We start from the raw sequence: 17809 nt of genomic DNA, 5'->3' as shown, positions 1-17809 counted from the left end.
CAAAATTCCAAAACATTGAAGTTTTACTCAAAGTGATAAATTGCTTCGCTATATAAGTAAAAAATCCTGATGGTTAGCATCAGGATTTTCAGATTCTATTTATGAGATTAAGATTCCTGCTTTCGCAGGAATGGTTTTAATCATTAACCAAAACCCATTCACCTTTATCAATTAAAGGAATGGCTTGTTTGTATTTTACTTCTTTACTTTCACCACTCATCACATGCTTAATGGTCACTTTGTCATTACGACCAATTTTTGGTTGCTCTCTAACAATAGTTTCTACCACTTGTTGCTGTTGGCGAGATGCTCCTTGTCCAGCAGCTCTGCTTTGCGCAGCACGCTCGTCCATATTAGGGATTTCCTCTTTTTGCGTTTCAAGTTGCTCTTGCTTACGTTTTTTAGCTTCTTGAATGGTGTTTGCAGTTTCCTGAGGAATTTCACCTTTAAATAAGAATGAAATTACATCTTTATTCACCTGATCTATCATCGCTTTGAATAACTCAAAAGCTTCAAACTTATAAATCAATAATGGATCTTTTTGCTCATGTACCGCTAATTGAACAGACTGCTTTAACTCATCCATTTTACGTAAATGTGTTTTCCAAGCGTCATCTACAATGGCAAGTGTAATGTTCTTCTCAAAATCGTTAATCAATTGCTTACCTTTTGTTTCGTAAGCTTTTTCTAAGTCTGTTACAACCTGTAAATTCTTAACACCATCTGTAAAAGGTACAACGATACGCTTAAATCTATCGCGTTGTGTGTTGTATACATTTTCAATAACAGGATACGCTAAGTCAGCAGCACGCTGCATTTTTTCGCGATAGTGCTTAAAGGCTTCCTTGTATATTAGTCCAGCAACTTCCTGCTCACCCATTTTAGCAAAATCTGCTTCAGAAATTGGTGAAGCCATTGAGAAGTAACGGATTAATTCGAACTCAAAGTTTTTAAAATCGTTAGCCGCTTTGTTGCTCATTGCAATGCCTTCCGACGTATCAAAAATCATATTAGCTAAATCTACACGAAGACGCTCTCCATGTAAGGCATGACGACGACGTTTGTAAACCACTTCACGCTGAGCGTTCATAACATCATCATATTCTAACAAACGCTTACGAACACCAAAGTTATTTTCTTCAACTTTTTTCTGAGCACGCTCAATAGATTTAGAAATCATTGAATGCTGAATCACTTCACCTTCTTTAAGTCCCATACGGTCCATCATTTTGGCAATTCGCTCAGAACCAAACAAACGCATCAAATTATCTTCTAGAGACACGTAGAATTGCGAACTTCCTGGATCTCCTTGACGACCAGCTCTACCACGCAACTGTCTGTCTACTCGACGCGAATCGTGACGCTCTGTACCAACAATAGCTAAACCACCAGCGTCTTTTACTTCGTCGCTCAATTTAATATCTGTACCACGACCTGCCATATTGGTAGCAATGGTTACCTGACCAGCATTACCAGCTTCGGCAACAATCTCTGCCTCGCGTTTGTGCTGCTTTGCGTTAAGTACGTTGTGTGGAATCTTACGAATGCTTAACATTTTCCCTAAAAGCTCAGAAATTTCTACATTGGTGGTACCAATTAAAACTGGACGACCTGCGTTAGATAATTCTACAACTTCATCGATTACAGCATTGTATTTTTCGCGCTTGGTTTTATAAACTAAATCTTCTCTATCGTCTCTGGCAATAGGTTTGTTGGTTGGAATTTCAACCACATCTAATTTGTAGATTTCCCAGAATTCACCAGCTTCAGTAACCGCAGTACCTGTCATACCAGACAGCTTACGGTACATTCTAAAATAATTTTGAAGTGTAACCGTAGCAAACGTTTGAGTAGCTGCTTCAATCTTTACATTTTCCTTAGCTTCAATTGCTTGGTGCAGTCCGTCAGAGTAACGACGACCATCCATAATACGACCAGTCTGTTCATCAACAATCATCACCTTATTATCAATAACAACGTACTGAATGTCTTTTTCAAAAAGGGCATAAGCTTTAAGTAACTGGCTAAGTGTGTGAATACGCTCAGATTTAATTCCGAAGTCTCTAAATAATTCTTCTTTAAGAACCGCTTCTTCTTCAGATGAAAGACCTTTATTTTCAATTTTGGCGATTTCTGTTCCCATTTCTGGCATTACGAAGAAATTAGGATCATCCTTACCAGAAAGGAACTCGACACCTTTATCGGTCAATTCAACTTGATTGTTTTTTTCATCAATAACATAATAGAGTTCTGCATCAACTTTTGGCATTTCTCTATTATTATCTTGCATGTAGAAGTTTTCGGTTTTTTGAAGTAGTTGTTTTACACCTTCTTCACTCAAAAACTTAATCAAGGCTTTATTTTTAGGAATACCTCTGTAAACTCGCAATAGTTGGAAACCACCTTCTTTAGTATCTCCTTCTGCAATCAGCTTTTTAGCTTCTGCTAATACACCAACTAAGTATTTGCGCTGTACATCAACAATCTGACTTACTTTTGGTTTTAACACGTCAAATTCATGTTCTTCACCTTTAGGTATAGGTCCTGAAATGATTAATGGTGTACGTGCATCATCAATTAATACAGAATCCACCTCATCGACAATAGCGTAGTGGTGTGGACGTTGTACCAAATCTTCTGGCGAATGTGCCATGTTATCACGCAAGTAATCGAAACCAAATTCGTTATTAGTTCCGTAAGTGATGTCGGCATTATAAGCCTTACGACGTGCGTCTGAGTTTGGTGTGTGATTGTCTATACAATCTACACTCAAGCCATGGAATTCAAAAATTGGCGCCATCCAAGCGCTATCACGTTTTGCTAAGTAGTCGTTTACCGTTACAAGGTGAACACCTTTACCAGCCAAAGCGTTAAGGTAAACGGGAAGTGTAGCCACTAAGGTTTTACCTTCACCAGTTTGCATCTCAGCAATTTTTCCCTGGTGCATGGCAATACCACCAATTAACTGCACATCATAGTGAATCATGTCCCAAGTGATAGGTTTACCTGCTGCATCCCAAGAGTTCGCCCAAATAGCCTTGTCACCATTTAAGGTAACATAATCTTTTGCACCAGATACTTCTCTATCAAAAGCATTAGCAGTTACCGAAATTTCGGTGTTGTGCACAAAACGTTTCGCAGTTTCTTTTACTACGGCAAAAGCTTCCGGCAAGATGTCGTTAAGGACGCTTTCTGTAACTTCGTAGATTTCATCTTCTATTTTGTCAGCTTCTTGGTAGATATCTTCACGCTCATCAATATCTTCTGTGTTTTCAGCTTTAGCCAAAAGCTCGTTTTGTCTTTCTATAAGTGGTTGGCGAGCTTCTGCGATTTTTTCTTTGAACTCAATGGTTTTTGCCCTAAGCTCATCGTTAGATAAGGCTTCAAGTGCTTGCTCAAAGGTTTTTATTTTGTTTACGATTGGTTTAATGGCACTAACGTCTTGTTTAGATTTATCTCCTACAAATACCTTTAGTACTTTATCTAATATGCCCATTTTATGTGTTTTGTCTTAGATTGATTGGTACTCAATCCGTGTATTAATTTCAGTAAAATTTACTGGCTAAATAGCCATTAAGGTCTTCTCGTTTAAGAGAATCCGAAAATAAAAAAAGTCTCTCAGTTAAGATAACGCAAGAGACTTTTTTTGTGATTTTATTATATGTTAATATTCATCCTCGTTCCAGAGGTAATCTTCATCGGTTGGATAGTCTGACCAAATTTCTTCAATAGAATCGTAAGAATCTCCTTCATCTTCTATCGCTTGTAAATTTTCTACAACTTCTAAAGGTGCTCCAGTTCTAATTGCATAGTCTATAAGCTCGTCTTTTGTTGCTGGCCAAGGTGCATCACTCAAATACGATGCTAATTCTAATGTCCAATACATTTGCGTGTGTTTTTTAATTTTTTGCAAAAATAATTTTTTAGCTGAATTATTCAAGAAAAAAGTAAATTAATTATTCATTATAAAAAGAACGTGTCGTCTTTAACTCAAATAAACCCAAATATTGCATTATTAAGGCTTAAAAACTGAATAAGTATCATTACGATTCTTTTTTAGGAATCCACTTTATTTCTTCAGCTTGTAAGTCATGTGACAACTTCCGTGCCAACACAAAAAGATAGTCAGAAAGACGGTTAATGTACATTAAAGTTTCTGGTTGGAAAGGCTCTAAATCATTAAGATGCGAAGCTATACGCTCTGCTCTGCGGCATACTGTACGTGCTATGTGACAGAATGACACGGTTTGATGCCCACCAGGCAAAACGAAATGTGTCATAGGAGGTAAAGTCGCTTCCATAGCATCCATTTCTTTTTCTAAGCGCTCAATATCTTCATGGGATATTTTGGGAATTTTTAAGCGTTGCTCTCCATTTTTTAAAGTGGCTTTTTTTGGATCGGTTGCTAAAATGGCTCCAACAGTAAATAAACGATCTTGAATGTGCATCAAGGTGTTTTTGTACAATAGGTCAATATCTTGATCTCTTATTAGACCTATATAAGAGTTAAGCTCGTCAATAGTACCATAACTTTCTATGCGAATATGATGTTTAGGAACACGCGTTCCACCAAATAGAGCAGTAGTGCCTTTATCTCCTGTTTTTGTGTATACTTTCATAAAAACAAAGTTACGAGTTAAAAGTTGTAAAGTAAAAAGTTAGCTAAATTGTTTAACTGTTGAAGTGTGCAGCTATTTATTTGTTGAAGAGTTAATTGATTGATTTGGATATAAGTTTTTAGGCCGTTAGCTTTACTAATCACTAATTATAAGTATCACTTTCAATCATACCATCACGTAAACGAATAACGCGTTTTGCATGTGCGGCAATATCTTCTTCGTGAGTTACCATAATTACGGTGTTGCCCTTGGCATGAATTTCGTCAAATAATTGCATAATTTCCAGCGAAGTTTTAGAATCTAAGTTACCTGTAGGCTCATCAGCTAAGATAATGGATGGTTTGTTTACCAAAGCTCTACCAACAGCAACACGCTGTCTTTGTCCACCTGAGAGCTGATTGGGTTTATGATCCATACGGTCAGCTAAACCAACATCGGTTAAAACTTCAGAAGCTCTATCAACACGTTCTTTTTTAGAAGCACCTGCATATACCATTGGCAAAGCTACATTGTCTAAAGCTGTAGTTCTTGGTAGTAAGTTAAAGGTTTGAAAAACGAAACCAATTTCTGTATTTCTAATATCTGCCAACTCGTCGTCCGTCATTTGGCTCACATCTTTACCGTTAAGATTGTAAGTACCTGCTGTTGGTGTATCTAGGCAACCCAAAAGATTCATAAGCGTAGATTTGCCAGAACCAGAAGGTCCCATAATGGCAACATACTCACCTCGTTTTATATCTAAGTCTATGCCTTTTAGAACATGAACGGTTTCTTGTCCTAATTTAAAATCTCTTATGATGTTTCTAATTTCAATGACGTTGTCACTCATAATTGAATTGTCTTGGTTGCTTAATACACCTGCAAGATACAGGAATTTACAGTTAATAAGACGTTAAAACCTTAAGGTTGTTACAATCTAATTTTAAAATGTTCCTTTGCTTGCTCTTTTCTAAAGAATACAAAGCCTAAATGGAAACAATCTACAGTGACTGTAACGGCATTATGGTACTTAATATATTCCCAAGCTTCGGTCATTTCTTTTGACCAATAGATATCATCGAAAATAAAAATAGAATCATTGTGTGATTTAGATAAAAGTGCTTCAAAATATTTAATGGTTGCTTTTTTGTTATGGTGTCCATCAAAAAAGATTAGATCAAAAGATTTTTCTTTTAAATTGGGAATCACCTTTTCAAATTCCCCTGTACTAATATTTATATTGTTTGTTCTCGCTAATTGAATTTTCGTATAAATTGAAATATTAGGACAACCCTCAATACTTGTAATATTTCCTTCAGGATTTCCTAAAGAAATAGCATGAGTTACTATACCTAAATTGGTGCCTAGTTCTAAACTGTTTTTAGGTTTAAGATATAGAGCTAATCTGAAAAATAGTTTTGTACGTTTTAAAGGTGTGCTAGATATATGCACAATTTGTGATGTTAATCTTTTGTTAGATTTAAATTTACGAGAACCTGAACCAAAATCAGTAATTTCAATTACATCATTGTTTCGTAAAAGTGCATTTCTGTATTCGGTAATTTTGCTGTAGTTAGAATAATTAGTTTTATCATAAAGACATTTTGTTACGAAATCATATACAAAAGGCGAGTGTACACCATGTTGGTTGGTAGAACTAAATAGAAATTTTATGTAAGAAATTAGTTGGTGCATTTATCTTTCTAACCTTTCTGCTAATTCAAACCAACGCATTTCTTTTTCTTCTATAGTATCTATGATTACCTGAAGTTCTTCAGAAAGTTTGTTGATTTCGTCTTGTGATAAGTCTGGATTGTTGAACTTGGCTTCCAAAGCTTTTTTATCCAATTCCAACGAGCGAATCTTAGACTCTAAATTCTTGTATTCTTTTTGCTCATTGTACGATAGTTTTGTGGCTTCGTTTTGTTTGAGAGCTAGGGCGATATCTGTTTTTTCAGTCTTTTCTTCTTGATTTGGTTTGCTACTGTCATAAGCTCTGAAGTCTGAGTAATTTCCTGGGAAATCTTCAATAATGCCATCTCCTCTAAATACAAAAAGATGGTCAACAATTTTGTCCATAAAGTAACGGTCGTGCGACACTACTAAAAGTACTCCTGGGAAATCCATTAAAAAATCTTCAAGTACGTTAAGCGTCACAATGTCTAAATCGTTTGTAGGCTCATCGAGAATCAACACATTAGGATTCTGTATTAAAACAGTACATAAATACAAGCGTTTTTGCTCGCCACCACTTAATTTTTCCACAAAGTCATATTGTTTTTTTCTATCGAAAAGAAAACGTTCTAGAAGTTGTTGCGCACTAATCTGCCTTCCTTTAGCTAAAGGAATATAATCACCATATTTGCGGATAACATCAATTACTTTTTGTTCTGGTTTTACCGTAATACCCCCTTGAGTGTAATAACCGATTTTTACAGTTTCACCAATAATTATTTTTCCACCATCGGCATTAAGACTTCCGGTTAATAGATTTAGAAAAGTAGATTTTCCTGTTCCGTTTTTACCAATAATACCAATACGTTCCCCTTTTTTGAAGGTATAATCAAAACCATCTAAAATTTTCTTGTCTTTAAAAGCCTTAGATACATTATGAAACTCTATGATTTTGCTGCCAAGACGTTCCATATTAATTTCTAGTTGAACTTGGTGGTCTTTTCTGCGTTGTTGCGCTTTCTTTTTTATCTCAAAAAAGTCATCAATTCTACTTTTGGATTTTGTAGTACGTGCTTTGGGTTGACGACGCATCCAGTCGAGTTCTTTTTTATAAAGTTGTTTAGCCTTACCAACCTCGGTAACTTCATTTTCAATTCTAGCTTCTTTCTTCTCTAAATAATATGAATAGTTCCCTTTGTAAGTATACAATTGACCGTGGTCTAACTCTATGATTTCGTTACAAACACGCTCTAAAAAATAACGATCGTGTGTTACCATAAAGAGGGTTTGTTGAGTTTTTGCAAAGTAATCCTCGAGCCATTCAATCATTTCCAAGTCGAGATGGTTGGTAGGCTCATCGAGAATAAGGATGTCTGGCTTGCTCAATAAAGCTTGAGCAAGTGCAAGTCTTTTGCGTTGACCGCCAGAAAGCGTACACACTTTTTTTGATAAACCATCGAGCTTTAATTGTGATAGTATTTGTTGGTATTGCGTTTCAAACTCCCAAGCGTTATTTCTATCCATGGCCTCAAAGGCAAGTTGGTAAGCTTCGGTGTCTTGAGGATTTTTTAGGGCTTTTTCATATGCTTCAATGACTTTTAGAATTGGAATATCTGACGCAAAGATGGTTTCTTCAATAGTAAGCTTGTTGTCTAATTGAGGTTCTTGATCCAAAAAAGCGAGGCGAAGTCCTTTTCTAACAACAACTTGCCCTTCATCAGGTGTATCTTTTCCTGATAATATATTGAGAATAGATGTCTTTCCACTTCCATTTTTTGCCACAAATGCTATCTTTTGATCTTTATGGATGCTAAATGATAAATCTTGGAAAAGCACAAGCTCTCCGTATGACTTCGATATGTTTTCTACGTTGAGGTAATTCACGCTGATTTTTTTACAAAGAACGAAATAAACCAAAAAGAAACCTAATAGTTTTGTTATTGGTGTTGATGCGTTATATTTGTCAGTAAACATCAATAAAACCTATGAGAAGCCTCAAGCTTTTGATAATGGCGATTAGCTGCATTTTTATCTCTTCATGTATTCCGCATAAAGACACTGTTTATTTACAGAACAAGGAAGGTGCCCTAAATGACACAATTCCAAATAATCTGACAGAAATCCAAAAACCTTATAGAATTCAAATTGATGATATCTTAAACATTAGGATTAAAGTTTTAGATCAAGATAATGTTCAGATTTTTAATCCTATAGGTGATGGCAATCTTAATGCAAGTAGTGCTGAGCGCGCTTATTTTGATGGATTCACGGTAGATATTCATGGCAATATAAGAATACCAACTTTGGGTCGTTTTAATGTTTTGGGTTACACAGCATCTGAAATAGAAAAAATGATTGAGGATAAGTTACTAGAAGAACAGTTTAAAGAAACAGCTAACATTTTTGTAACTGTAAAATTGGCCGGACTTCGTTTCACTACTAATGGAGAGATTGCAAATCCTGGCACAATAACTTTATATAAAGAGAGGGTTAATATTTTTGAAGCCATAGCCAATGCAGGTGAGATACCTATTACAGGAAACAGAAAAGATGTTTTAATTATTCGTCAATATCCTCAAGGTCAAAAAATCCATCATTTAGATTTGACAGATGTTAACGTGATGAAATCACCTTATTACTACATACAGCCAAATGATATGATTTATATAAAACCTTTAAAGCAAAAATCATTAGGAACTGGAGAGACAGCAGTATCTAGTTTAACAACAATTGCTACAATATTTTCATTGGTAACATCCTCGATTTTAATTTTTACGCGATTGTAATATGGACTATAAAGATTATGAAGATATTGATGTACAGGAGTCCCAAAATTTAGGATTTGATTTTAAAGGGTTTTTATTTAAAGCTTTAAATCTCTGGAAACTGGTTTTATTATGCATAGGTGCTGCGCTAATTGTTGCTTATTTTATTAATGTTAGAAAACAGAATATCTATAGACTAGATTCTTTAATAACAGTTAACAATGATCAGAATCCTTTTTTTACTGCCAATACGAGTATATCGTTTAATTGGGGTGGTGTTTCTGGAAAAGTAGGTAGCATCTTAACTGAGATAAAAACAAGAACTCATAATGAGTTGGTAGTAGATTCATTGGAATACTACAAACAGTACTTGGTAGAAGGGAAATATAATCTTATTGATATTTATAGAGATGCACCTATCGAAGTAATTACAGATAAGTCTAAGCCACAAGCCTTGGGGATACCATTCGGAATAAAAATTATTGATAATTCATCTTACGAATTATTTTGTGAATTTGAGAATGATAAAGTTCAAGGACAATTTTATGATACAAAAGACAGAATTTCCATTAATGTTGAACTAGGCGAGTTTAAAAAGGTTTTTAAGTTTGATGAAATAGTTAATCTTCCTTTTTTTAATGGTAAAGTAAGCCTAAGACCTATTGTAGATATACCCAATAATAAAATCTTTTTTGTTAGATATTTAAATTTCGATTCTGTGGTTGATCGTTATAAAAACGATATAAATATTGAGCCCTTTTCTAACGATGCTTCTTCGGTACTGCGTCTATCTTTAATTGGCAAGAACAAATCGAAAATAGTAGACTACCTTAACGCCACTTCTGCAATTTTAAGCAGAACTGAGCTAGAACGGAAAAATCTATATGCCACTAATACAATAAAGTTTATAGATAGTAGCCTGCGATCGGTTAACAATGATTTAAAAGCTGTTACCGATGAAATGAATGAATTTAGGAAGGTGAATAAAGTTTTTAATGTTGAGCAAGAAATCAGTCAAAAATCAGAGCAGCTTAAAGGATATGATAAAGAAAAACTTGTTGAGGAGTCAAAGCTTAATTACCTAAATAACCTAGAAAAATACCTTAGAAATAAAAATGATTACACTAACATAGCAGCACCATCTTCTGTTGGCATTGATGAAGTAAATATACTCTCTAGCGTAAGTAAGATAATAGCATTGTCCATTGAGCGTAAAAATTTAGAGTACTCTACTAAGGAAGGTTCAATACTTTTTGATGAACTTGATAGAAGAATAGATACTGAAAAAAGTGTATTATTAGAGGCCATAGATGTAACAAAGCAAACCATCGGCATTCAATTGAATACCATAAGTAGAAAAATAGCTAATCTAGAGTCCGAGTTGATAGGTCTTCCTAAGGATCAACAAGAGTTTTTGAAAATACAGCGAAAATTGGATATCAGCAGAGAGGCCTATGATATTTATCAAGAAAAAAGAGGGGAAGCTGCCATAGTAAAGGCAGCAAATGTATCTGATATTAACGTTATAGATGAAGCCAAAGATATTGGGAATGCACCAATAGGTCCTAAAAAGTCTCTCAATTATATGATGGCGTTAATGATTGGATTTTTCACACCAATGTTCTTAATTTTTATCATATATCTTTTAGATAGCACAATTCATGGTTCAGATGAAATAATGAAGATGTCCAAGATTCCGATTTTAGGTCTTATAGGGAAATATCGATATAAAAACAATCTGGTAGCCTACGAAAAACCAAAATCAGCAGTTGCAGAATCTTTTAGGGCCATAAGATCTAGCTTGCAATTTATTTTTAAGAATAACCCTTCAGTACATAGGGCTAATACTTTAATGGTTACTTCATCTGTTAGTGGTGAGGGTAAAACATTTACATCAATCAATATTGCTACAGTTTATGCGCTTTCTGGTAAAAAAACAATTCTACTTGGTCTAGATTTACGTAAACCTAAAATTTTTGATGATTTTGATATTACTAACGAGAAAGGTGTAGTAAATTATCTTATTGGAGATAGTGAACTCACAGAAATCGTTACGAATACGCACATTGAAAATTTAGACCTCATAACTTCTGGGCCAATCCCACCAAACCCTTCAGAGTTGCTAATGGGGAAAAGGTTAAAAGAATTGATTTTTACTTTAAAGGATCAATATGACATAATTATCTTAGATACACCGCCTCTTGGTTTGGTAACAGATGCATTAGAATTGACACAATACGCTGATGCCACTATTTTTATGGTTAGATTGGACTATACCAAAAAAGGGATGCTTCAATTGGTCAATGCTAAATATAGAACAGGTGAGTTAAAAAACATAAGTTTTGTTCTTAATTTTTACAAGCATAAGAGTAACCATAATTATGGCTATGGCTATGGCTATGGCTACGGCTATGGCTATGGCTACGGTGTTTATGGTAATACTTATCATGAAAGAGACAATCAATCTTTTATAAAGAAGGCTAAAAACTTTTTGAGACGTTTATAACTTCTTTAAATTTTAGATTTTGATCACAAAGAAACAGCTCAAGACAAAACGAATATTTGATATTTTTTTGGTTTCACTATTGTTACCGTTTTTAATTGTTCCGATTATTTTATTGATAACTCTTGCTACTATAGATACTAAAAAATATGGTGTATTCACTCAGTATAGAGTAGGGCAATATGGTAAGCTGTTTAAAATTTATAAGATTAGGACACTTAAAGAAGAGGTACATCAATTAGGTCATTTAGATAAAAGTGCAACAACATTGGGTAAGTTTTTAAGGCAGACTAAATTAGACGAGCTTCCTCAATTGTTTAACGTACTCAAAGGCGATATGAGTTTTGTTGGACCTAGACCAGATGTTCAGGGTTTTGCAGATGAATTGGAAGGTGATGACCGAATTATATTACTAGTTAAGCCAGGTGTAACAGGAGAAGCTACCCTTAAATATAAGGATGAGGAACTGATATTAGAGCAACAAGATGATCCAGAGCACTATAATAGAGCAATTATTTGGGTTGATAAAGTAAAAATAAATAAAAGCTATGTACAGAATTATAGTTTTTATTTAGATTTGAGGCTCATTTTAAAATCTATTTTAAACAAATGACAAGTACACAAGACAAGATCGCAATCATTGGATTAGGCTATGTAGGTTTGCCCCTTGCAGTTGAGTTTGCAAAGCAATTCTTTGTAGTTGGTTTTGATATTAATAAACAACGAATAAATGAGTTAAACTCTGGTGTTGATAAAACATTAGAAGTAGACAATGACAGTCTTAAGTCTGTGTTAATAAAAGATTTGAATAATGATAGAGGACTTTATATAACTGATAATTTTGAAGCATTGTCTGTAGCAAATGTATATATTGTAACGGTGCCAACTCCTACTGACAGACTTAAACGACCAGTTTTTACACCTCTTATCAAAGCTAGTGAGACAGTAGGAAAAGTAGTAAAGAACAATGATATAGTTATTTATGAGTCCACTGTATATCCTGGTGCAACAGAAGATATATGTGTTCCGGTTTTAGAAAAAGTTTCAGGACTTATTTTTAATAAAGATTTTTATGTGGGTTATTCACCAGAACGTATAAATCCTGGTGATAAAAAACACACAGTCACTAAAATATTAAAAGTAACTTCTGGTTCAACTCCAGAAATAGCTAAAAAAATTGATCAACTTTATAAAAAAGTCATTACAGCTGGTACTCATCTAGCTCCTTCTATAAAGGTAGCAGAAGCAGCAAAGGTTATTGAAAATTCACAACGAGATATTAATATTGCCTTTGTGAACGAATTGTCTAAGATATTTAGACTTCTAGATATTGACACTAAAGCTGTTTTAGAAGCGGCAGGAACCAAGTGGAACTTCTTAAAGTTTTCTCCAGGATTAGTAGGAGGTCATTGTATTGGTGTGGATCCTTATTATTTGGCTCAAAAAGCTATAGAATCTGGATATAACCCAGAGATTATTTTAGCAGGTCGTAAAATGAATGACAGTATGGGAAGCTATGTTGCTACTGAGACTGTAAAAATGATGATTGATAAAGGTGCTACAATTAAAGGTTCAAATGCTTTAGTCCTTGGGATTACTTTTAAAGAAAACTGTCCTGATATAAGAAACTCAAGAGTTATAGATATTATAAAAGAATTACAATCTTATCACATAAATGTAGATGTATATGATCCATGGGCTTCTAAAGAAGAAGTTAGTCATGAGTACAATTTAGATTTAAAATCTTCTATTTCGGATTTAAAATCAGATTATGATGCTATTATTTTAGCAGTGTCGCATGAAGAATTTTTAGAATTTTCAATTGCTAGTCTAAAGTCTGATAGGTGTGTGGTTTTTGATGTTAAGGCGTTATTGCCTAAAGATATTGTAGATGCTCGTCTTTAAATAAAAAAGCTTCCATGTGCTCAAATCAATATCATAACCAAGATATATCACAATTAAGTTTTTTAGTCACAGGTGGTGCTGGTTTTATAGGTTCTAATATTGTTGAATATTTATTAAAATATGGAGCAAAGAAAGTTAGGGTTTTAGATAATTTTTCTAACGGTTATCGCGAAAACTTAATTGAATTTATTGATAATCCTTCTTTTGAACTATTAGAAGGAGATATTAGGGATATGGAAACTTGTACAAAAGCTGTAGAAGGTATTGATTATGTAACACATCAGGCAGCTTTAGGTTCTGTACCTCGTTCTATTAATGATCCTGCAACATCTAATGAAGTGAATGTTTCGGGTTTTCTAAATATGTTAATTGCAGTTAAAGATAGTTGTACTGTAAAACGAATGATTTATGCTGCGTCAAGTTCTACATATGGTGACAGTAAATCATTACCAAAAGTTGAAGATACTATTGGTAAGCCACTATCTCCTTATGCCGTAACAAAATATGTTAACGAGCTTTATGCAGATGTTTTTGCAAAAACTTACGGTACTGATCTTATAGGTTTACGTTATTTTAACGTATTTGGTCCAAAGCAAAGTCCAAAAGGTGCCTATGCTGCAGTGATTCCATTATTCATGCAGGCATTAAAGGATAACAAGGCTTCTAAAATAAATGGAGATGGTCAGCAGACCAGAGACTTTACTTTTGTTGATAATGCAGTACAAGCAAATATAAGAGGATTTTTTGCATCTAAGGAAGCGGCTAATGAAGTGTTTAATGTAGCCTGTGGGGAACGAATTTCAATAAATTATCTATGGGATTCATTAAAAGCTGCAGCAGATTCTGACTTACAAGCAGTTTATGGGCCACCAAGACAAGGAGATGTAAGAGACTCTTTGGCAGATATATCAAAAGCAGAAAAACTTTTGGGCTACAAACCTCAATACACAGTTAAAGAGGGTCTAAAAATCACTTGGGATTACTTCAATTAATAAAATTTAGCACTAGATATTTTCTAATTCCCAAAAAAAATATATATTTAGCTGCTATTTAACCATTTAAGTCTAGTATATTCCCTAAATATATAAGTCTTTAATATTAATCCATTATTAATGACAAATATTTTAGTTACGGGAGGTGCGGGCCAAATCGGCAGTTCATTAGCTGCAAAATTGGCTTTAAACAACAATTTCAAAATTGTTATCATAGACAACTTATCAACTGGTAAAATCTCAAATGTTCCACTAAAGAATAATGTTAGATTCATTAGGGCAGACGTCAATGACTATAATGATATCCTTTCAATTTTTGCTACATTTAAGTTTGAATTTGTATTTCATTTGGCGGCTGTTGTAGGTGTGGCTAGAACGTTAAAGAATCCTATTAATGTTCTAAAAGATATTGAGGGTATTAAAAATGTTTTGTTATTGTCTAAAAATACTGGTGTAAAACGTATTTTTTATTCAAGTTCTTCTGAGGTTTATGGTGAGCCATTTGAAATTCCTCAGAATGAAAAAACGACACCATTAAATTCTAGACTACCTTACGCTATAGTTAAAAATGTTGGAGAGGCTTTCTTTAAATCCTATCAAGAAGAATATGGGTTAGACTATACTATTTTTAGGTTTTTTAATACCTATGGGCCAGCTCAAAGTAATGACTTCGTTATACCTAGATTTATGAGGTTAGCTTTAAATAATCTACCCATACCTATAAATGGGTATGGAAATCAGACAAGATCCTTTTGTTATATAGATGATAATATAGATACTTGTATAAGAACTTTATACGACAATGCTCACGTCAACGATGTATTAAACGTAGGTAATGATGTAGAGGTAAGTATTTTGGAATTGGCCGAAAAAATTATAGAAGTTACGAACTCGTCATCAGAAATAATTTTTCTTCCAGCACTTAAAGAAGGGGATATGAATAGAAGATGCCCAGATATATCCAAGATGAAAAAGCTTTTGGGACGAGAATTAATATCACTCGATGAGGGTATAAAAAAAATGGAAAATCATTATAATATATACAGTTTAGAAAAAGCCTAAGATTATAGCTACTTACCTTTATTTCATTTATTATATTAGCCTAAAATTATTTTCAATTGAAAACCGCTGAAGAGCGTTGGCTTTATATTATTACTTCAAAGAAGAAATTAATAGATTTTAATTTCAGAGAGATTTGGCGTTATAAAGATTTACTTTTTTTGTTTGTAAAACGAGATATCATTACACTTTACAAGCAAACCGTTTTGGGGCCAGTATGGTATTTAATCCAGCCATTATTTACGTCTTTAATATTTACATTAATTTTCAATAATTTAGCAGAAATACCAACCGGAGATGGGATGCCTAATTTTTTGTTTAACTTGGCTGGAATTACTGCTTGGAATTATTTTAAAGAATGTCTTGTAGGTACTAGTGATACCTTTAAAAAAAATGAAAATATTTTTGGTAAGGTCTATTTTCCAAGGGTAATAATGCCAATGTCTATCGTGGTGTCTAATCTGTTAAAATTTGGTATTCAAATTTTTGTTTTAATAGGTTTTTACATTTACTACACCCAATTTCACACCCCTAAATTTAATATTTTTCCAACTATAGAAATCTTATTCTTTCCTGTTTTAGTAATTTTTATGGCGTTATTGGGTTTAGGTATGGGAATGATTATATCATCAATGACTACTAAATACAGAGATCTCACTTTTTTAGTACAATTTGGTGTACAATTACTAATGTATGGGTCTGCAGTAATGTATCCAATGTCTTATTTTGAAGTTAAACTTCCCAAATACTATTGGTTAATAGAGTGGAATCCAATTGCCATAATTATAGAATCTTTTAGAGGTATGGTTTTAGGTACAGAGCCTTTGGAAATATATAAGATAGCCTATGCTGCGATCATTAGTTGTGTAATTTTTATTATAGGGTTGGCCATATTTAATAAAACCGAAAAAAGCTTTATTGATACAATATGATGAACTCCGATGTTATTTTAAAAGTAGAGAACGTTGCCAAGCAATACCGATTAGGATTGGTCGGTACGGGAACCATTAGCCACGATCTTAATAGATGGTGGAGTAAGGTACGTGGAAAAGAAGATCCATACTTAAAAATAGGTGAAGCAAATGATAGAAGTGAAAAAGGAAATACAGAATATGTTTGGGCATTAAAGGATATAAATTTTGATGTTAAAAGAGGCGAGGTTCTGGGAATTATTGGCAAGAATGGTGCAGGAAAGTCTACTTTATTAAAAATACTTTCGAGAGTTACATCACCAACAGTAGGTGAAATTAAAACGAAAGGTAGAATAGCATCTTTATTAGAAGTTGGTACTGGGTTTCACCCAGAAATGACAGGTAGGGAAAACATCTACTTAAATGGAGCTATTTTGGGCATGACCAAAGCAGAGATAACATCTAAAATAGATGAAATCATTGAATTTTCTGGTTGTTTAAGATATATTGATACTCCAGTAAAGCGTTATAGCTCTGGTATGAAAGTACGTTTGGCTTTTGCTGTTGCTGCTTATTTAGAACCCGATATTTTGGTGGTAGATGAAGTGTTAGCTGTTGGTGATGCTGAGTTTCAAAAAAAAGCTATTGGGAAAATGCAAGACATCTCTAATAGTGATGGAAGAACAGTTCTTTTTGTTAGTCATAATATGGCAGCTGTAAAAAATCTCTGTACAAAAGGATTGGTTTTGGAAAATGGATTGTCAGTTTTTGAGGGCTCATCAGCTGACGCAGTAAATTTCTATTTAAACAGACAAAGTACATTAAACACAGAGAATTTACTTGAGAGAACAGATAGGAAAGGATCCGGAGAGATAAGATTTTCAAAAATAGAATTACTTAATAAAAATAATAAATCTGTTAGAGAGATAATCTCAGGGGAATATGCAAAATTTAGAATTCATATGATTTTTAATGCAAAAATCAATCATGAAGATTTAATTTTTGGTCTTGTTATATATGATAAGAATGAAAATAAAGTTGCAGATTTCTACTCAGATGAAATGGGTGTTAAGTTTAAAAAGATTAATTCCTATGTCGATTTAGAATTACCAAAACTAATGTTAAGAGGTGGTGATTATTATGTAGTTATAGTCGTTCAAACAGCAATAAGAGTTGTAAAACAAATAGATTTGTTGCACCATGTTTTAAACTTTAAAGTATTTCCAGGTGATTATTGGAATGCTAAAGTGAATAGATCTACAAATGTTGCGTTGATAGAAGGGTTATTCAAAAATTAGATTGAGACGATGTTCCAAAGGAGGATCATTACAGCTTTAAGTCTAAAAAACATTGTAAGGGTATTTTATGACTAATCAAATATTAGTAACATAAAGTACATCAT

At 33.7% G+C, this 17809-nt stretch carries 14 protein-coding genes; 8 read left to right on the top strand and 6 right to left on the bottom strand.

Annotation, left to right across the window (positions count from 1 at the left end; translation table 11 throughout):
- Positions 1-136: 136 nt before the first annotated feature.
- The 6 genes from secA to ACPX19_RS00555 form a co-directional block, all read right to left on the bottom strand.
- On the bottom strand, positions 137-3496 hold the full coding sequence (gene secA, locus ACPX19_RS00580) for a preprotein translocase subunit SecA (protein ID WP_426430873.1): 3360 nt from the start codon (positions 3494-3496) through the stop codon (positions 137-139).
- Positions 3497-3664: 168 nt separating this feature from the next.
- On the bottom strand, positions 3665-3886 hold the full coding sequence (locus tag ACPX19_RS00575; RefSeq protein ID WP_010177336.1) for a DUF2795 domain-containing protein: 222 nt from the start codon (positions 3884-3886) through the stop codon (positions 3665-3667).
- Positions 3887-4043: 157 nt separating this feature from the next.
- Entirely contained in the window at positions 4044-4619 is a 576-nt protein-coding gene (locus ACPX19_RS00570) for a cob(I)yrinic acid a,c-diamide adenosyltransferase (RefSeq protein WP_426430872.1), read from the bottom strand.
- Between the two features lie 142 nt (positions 4620-4761).
- Positions 4762-5448, bottom strand: a complete 687-nt coding sequence (locus ACPX19_RS00565; RefSeq protein WP_426430871.1) for an ABC transporter ATP-binding protein — start codon at positions 5446-5448, stop codon at positions 4762-4764.
- 80 nt (positions 5449-5528) lie between these two features.
- Positions 5529-6293, bottom strand: a complete 765-nt coding sequence (locus ACPX19_RS00560) for an O-methyltransferase (protein WP_426430870.1) — start codon at positions 6291-6293, stop codon at positions 5529-5531.
- Positions 6294-8156 (bottom strand): ABC-F family ATP-binding cassette domain-containing protein, encoded by a 1863-nt coding sequence (locus tag ACPX19_RS00555; RefSeq protein WP_426430869.1) that lies wholly within the window; start codon positions 8154-8156, stop codon positions 6294-6296.
- A 125-nt stretch (positions 8157-8281) separates the two neighbouring features.
- Here ACPX19_RS00555 and ACPX19_RS00550 point away from each other — a divergent pair, with 125 nt between their 5' ends.
- From ACPX19_RS00550 to ACPX19_RS00515, 8 genes are all read left to right on the top strand, one after another.
- Positions 8282-9058: a polysaccharide biosynthesis/export family protein gene (locus ACPX19_RS00550; RefSeq protein WP_426430868.1), complete on the top strand. Its 777-nt coding sequence runs from the start codon at positions 8282-8284 to the stop codon at positions 9056-9058.
- Position 9059: 1 nt separating this feature from the next.
- Positions 9060-11543: a polysaccharide biosynthesis tyrosine autokinase gene (locus ACPX19_RS00545; RefSeq protein ID WP_426430867.1), complete on the top strand. Its 2484-nt coding sequence runs from the start codon at positions 9060-9062 to the stop codon at positions 11541-11543.
- A gap of 19 nt (positions 11544-11562) precedes the next feature.
- Positions 11563-12153, top strand: a complete 591-nt coding sequence (locus tag ACPX19_RS00540) for a sugar transferase (protein WP_426430866.1) — start codon at positions 11563-11565, stop codon at positions 12151-12153.
- Complete coding sequence (locus tag ACPX19_RS00535; RefSeq protein WP_426430865.1) at positions 12150-13445, top strand: nucleotide sugar dehydrogenase; 1296 nt, start codon at positions 12150-12152, stop codon at positions 13443-13445. Before ACPX19_RS00540 ends, ACPX19_RS00535 begins: the two co-directional genes overlap by 4 nt.
- Before the next feature lie 14 nt (positions 13446-13459).
- A complete protein-coding gene (locus ACPX19_RS00530; protein WP_426430864.1) occupies positions 13460-14437 on the top strand; it encodes an SDR family oxidoreductase in 978 nt (325 codons plus the stop codon).
- 120 nt (positions 14438-14557) lie between these two features.
- The gene (locus tag ACPX19_RS00525; RefSeq protein WP_426430863.1) at positions 14558-15499 is read left to right on the top strand and encodes an NAD-dependent epimerase/dehydratase family protein; all 942 of its coding nucleotides are present in this window, start codon (positions 14558-14560) and stop codon (positions 15497-15499) included.
- A 56-nt stretch (positions 15500-15555) separates the two neighbouring features.
- Positions 15556-16428, top strand: a complete 873-nt coding sequence (locus ACPX19_RS00520) for an ABC transporter permease (RefSeq protein ID WP_426430862.1) — start codon at positions 15556-15558, stop codon at positions 16426-16428.
- A complete protein-coding gene (locus tag ACPX19_RS00515; protein ID WP_426432405.1) occupies positions 16428-17705 on the top strand; it encodes an ABC transporter ATP-binding protein in 1278 nt (425 codons plus the stop codon). The genes ACPX19_RS00520 and ACPX19_RS00515 overlap by 1 nt, the downstream gene beginning before the upstream one ends.
- Positions 17706-17809 lie beyond the last annotated feature (104 nt).

Origin of the sequence: Winogradskyella sp. HB-48 (genome assembly GCF_049942685.1) — a bacterium.
Classification (GTDB): Bacteria; Bacteroidota; Bacteroidia; order Flavobacteriales; family Flavobacteriaceae; genus Winogradskyella.
This window is presented reverse-complemented; position numbering and strand designations above follow the sequence as displayed.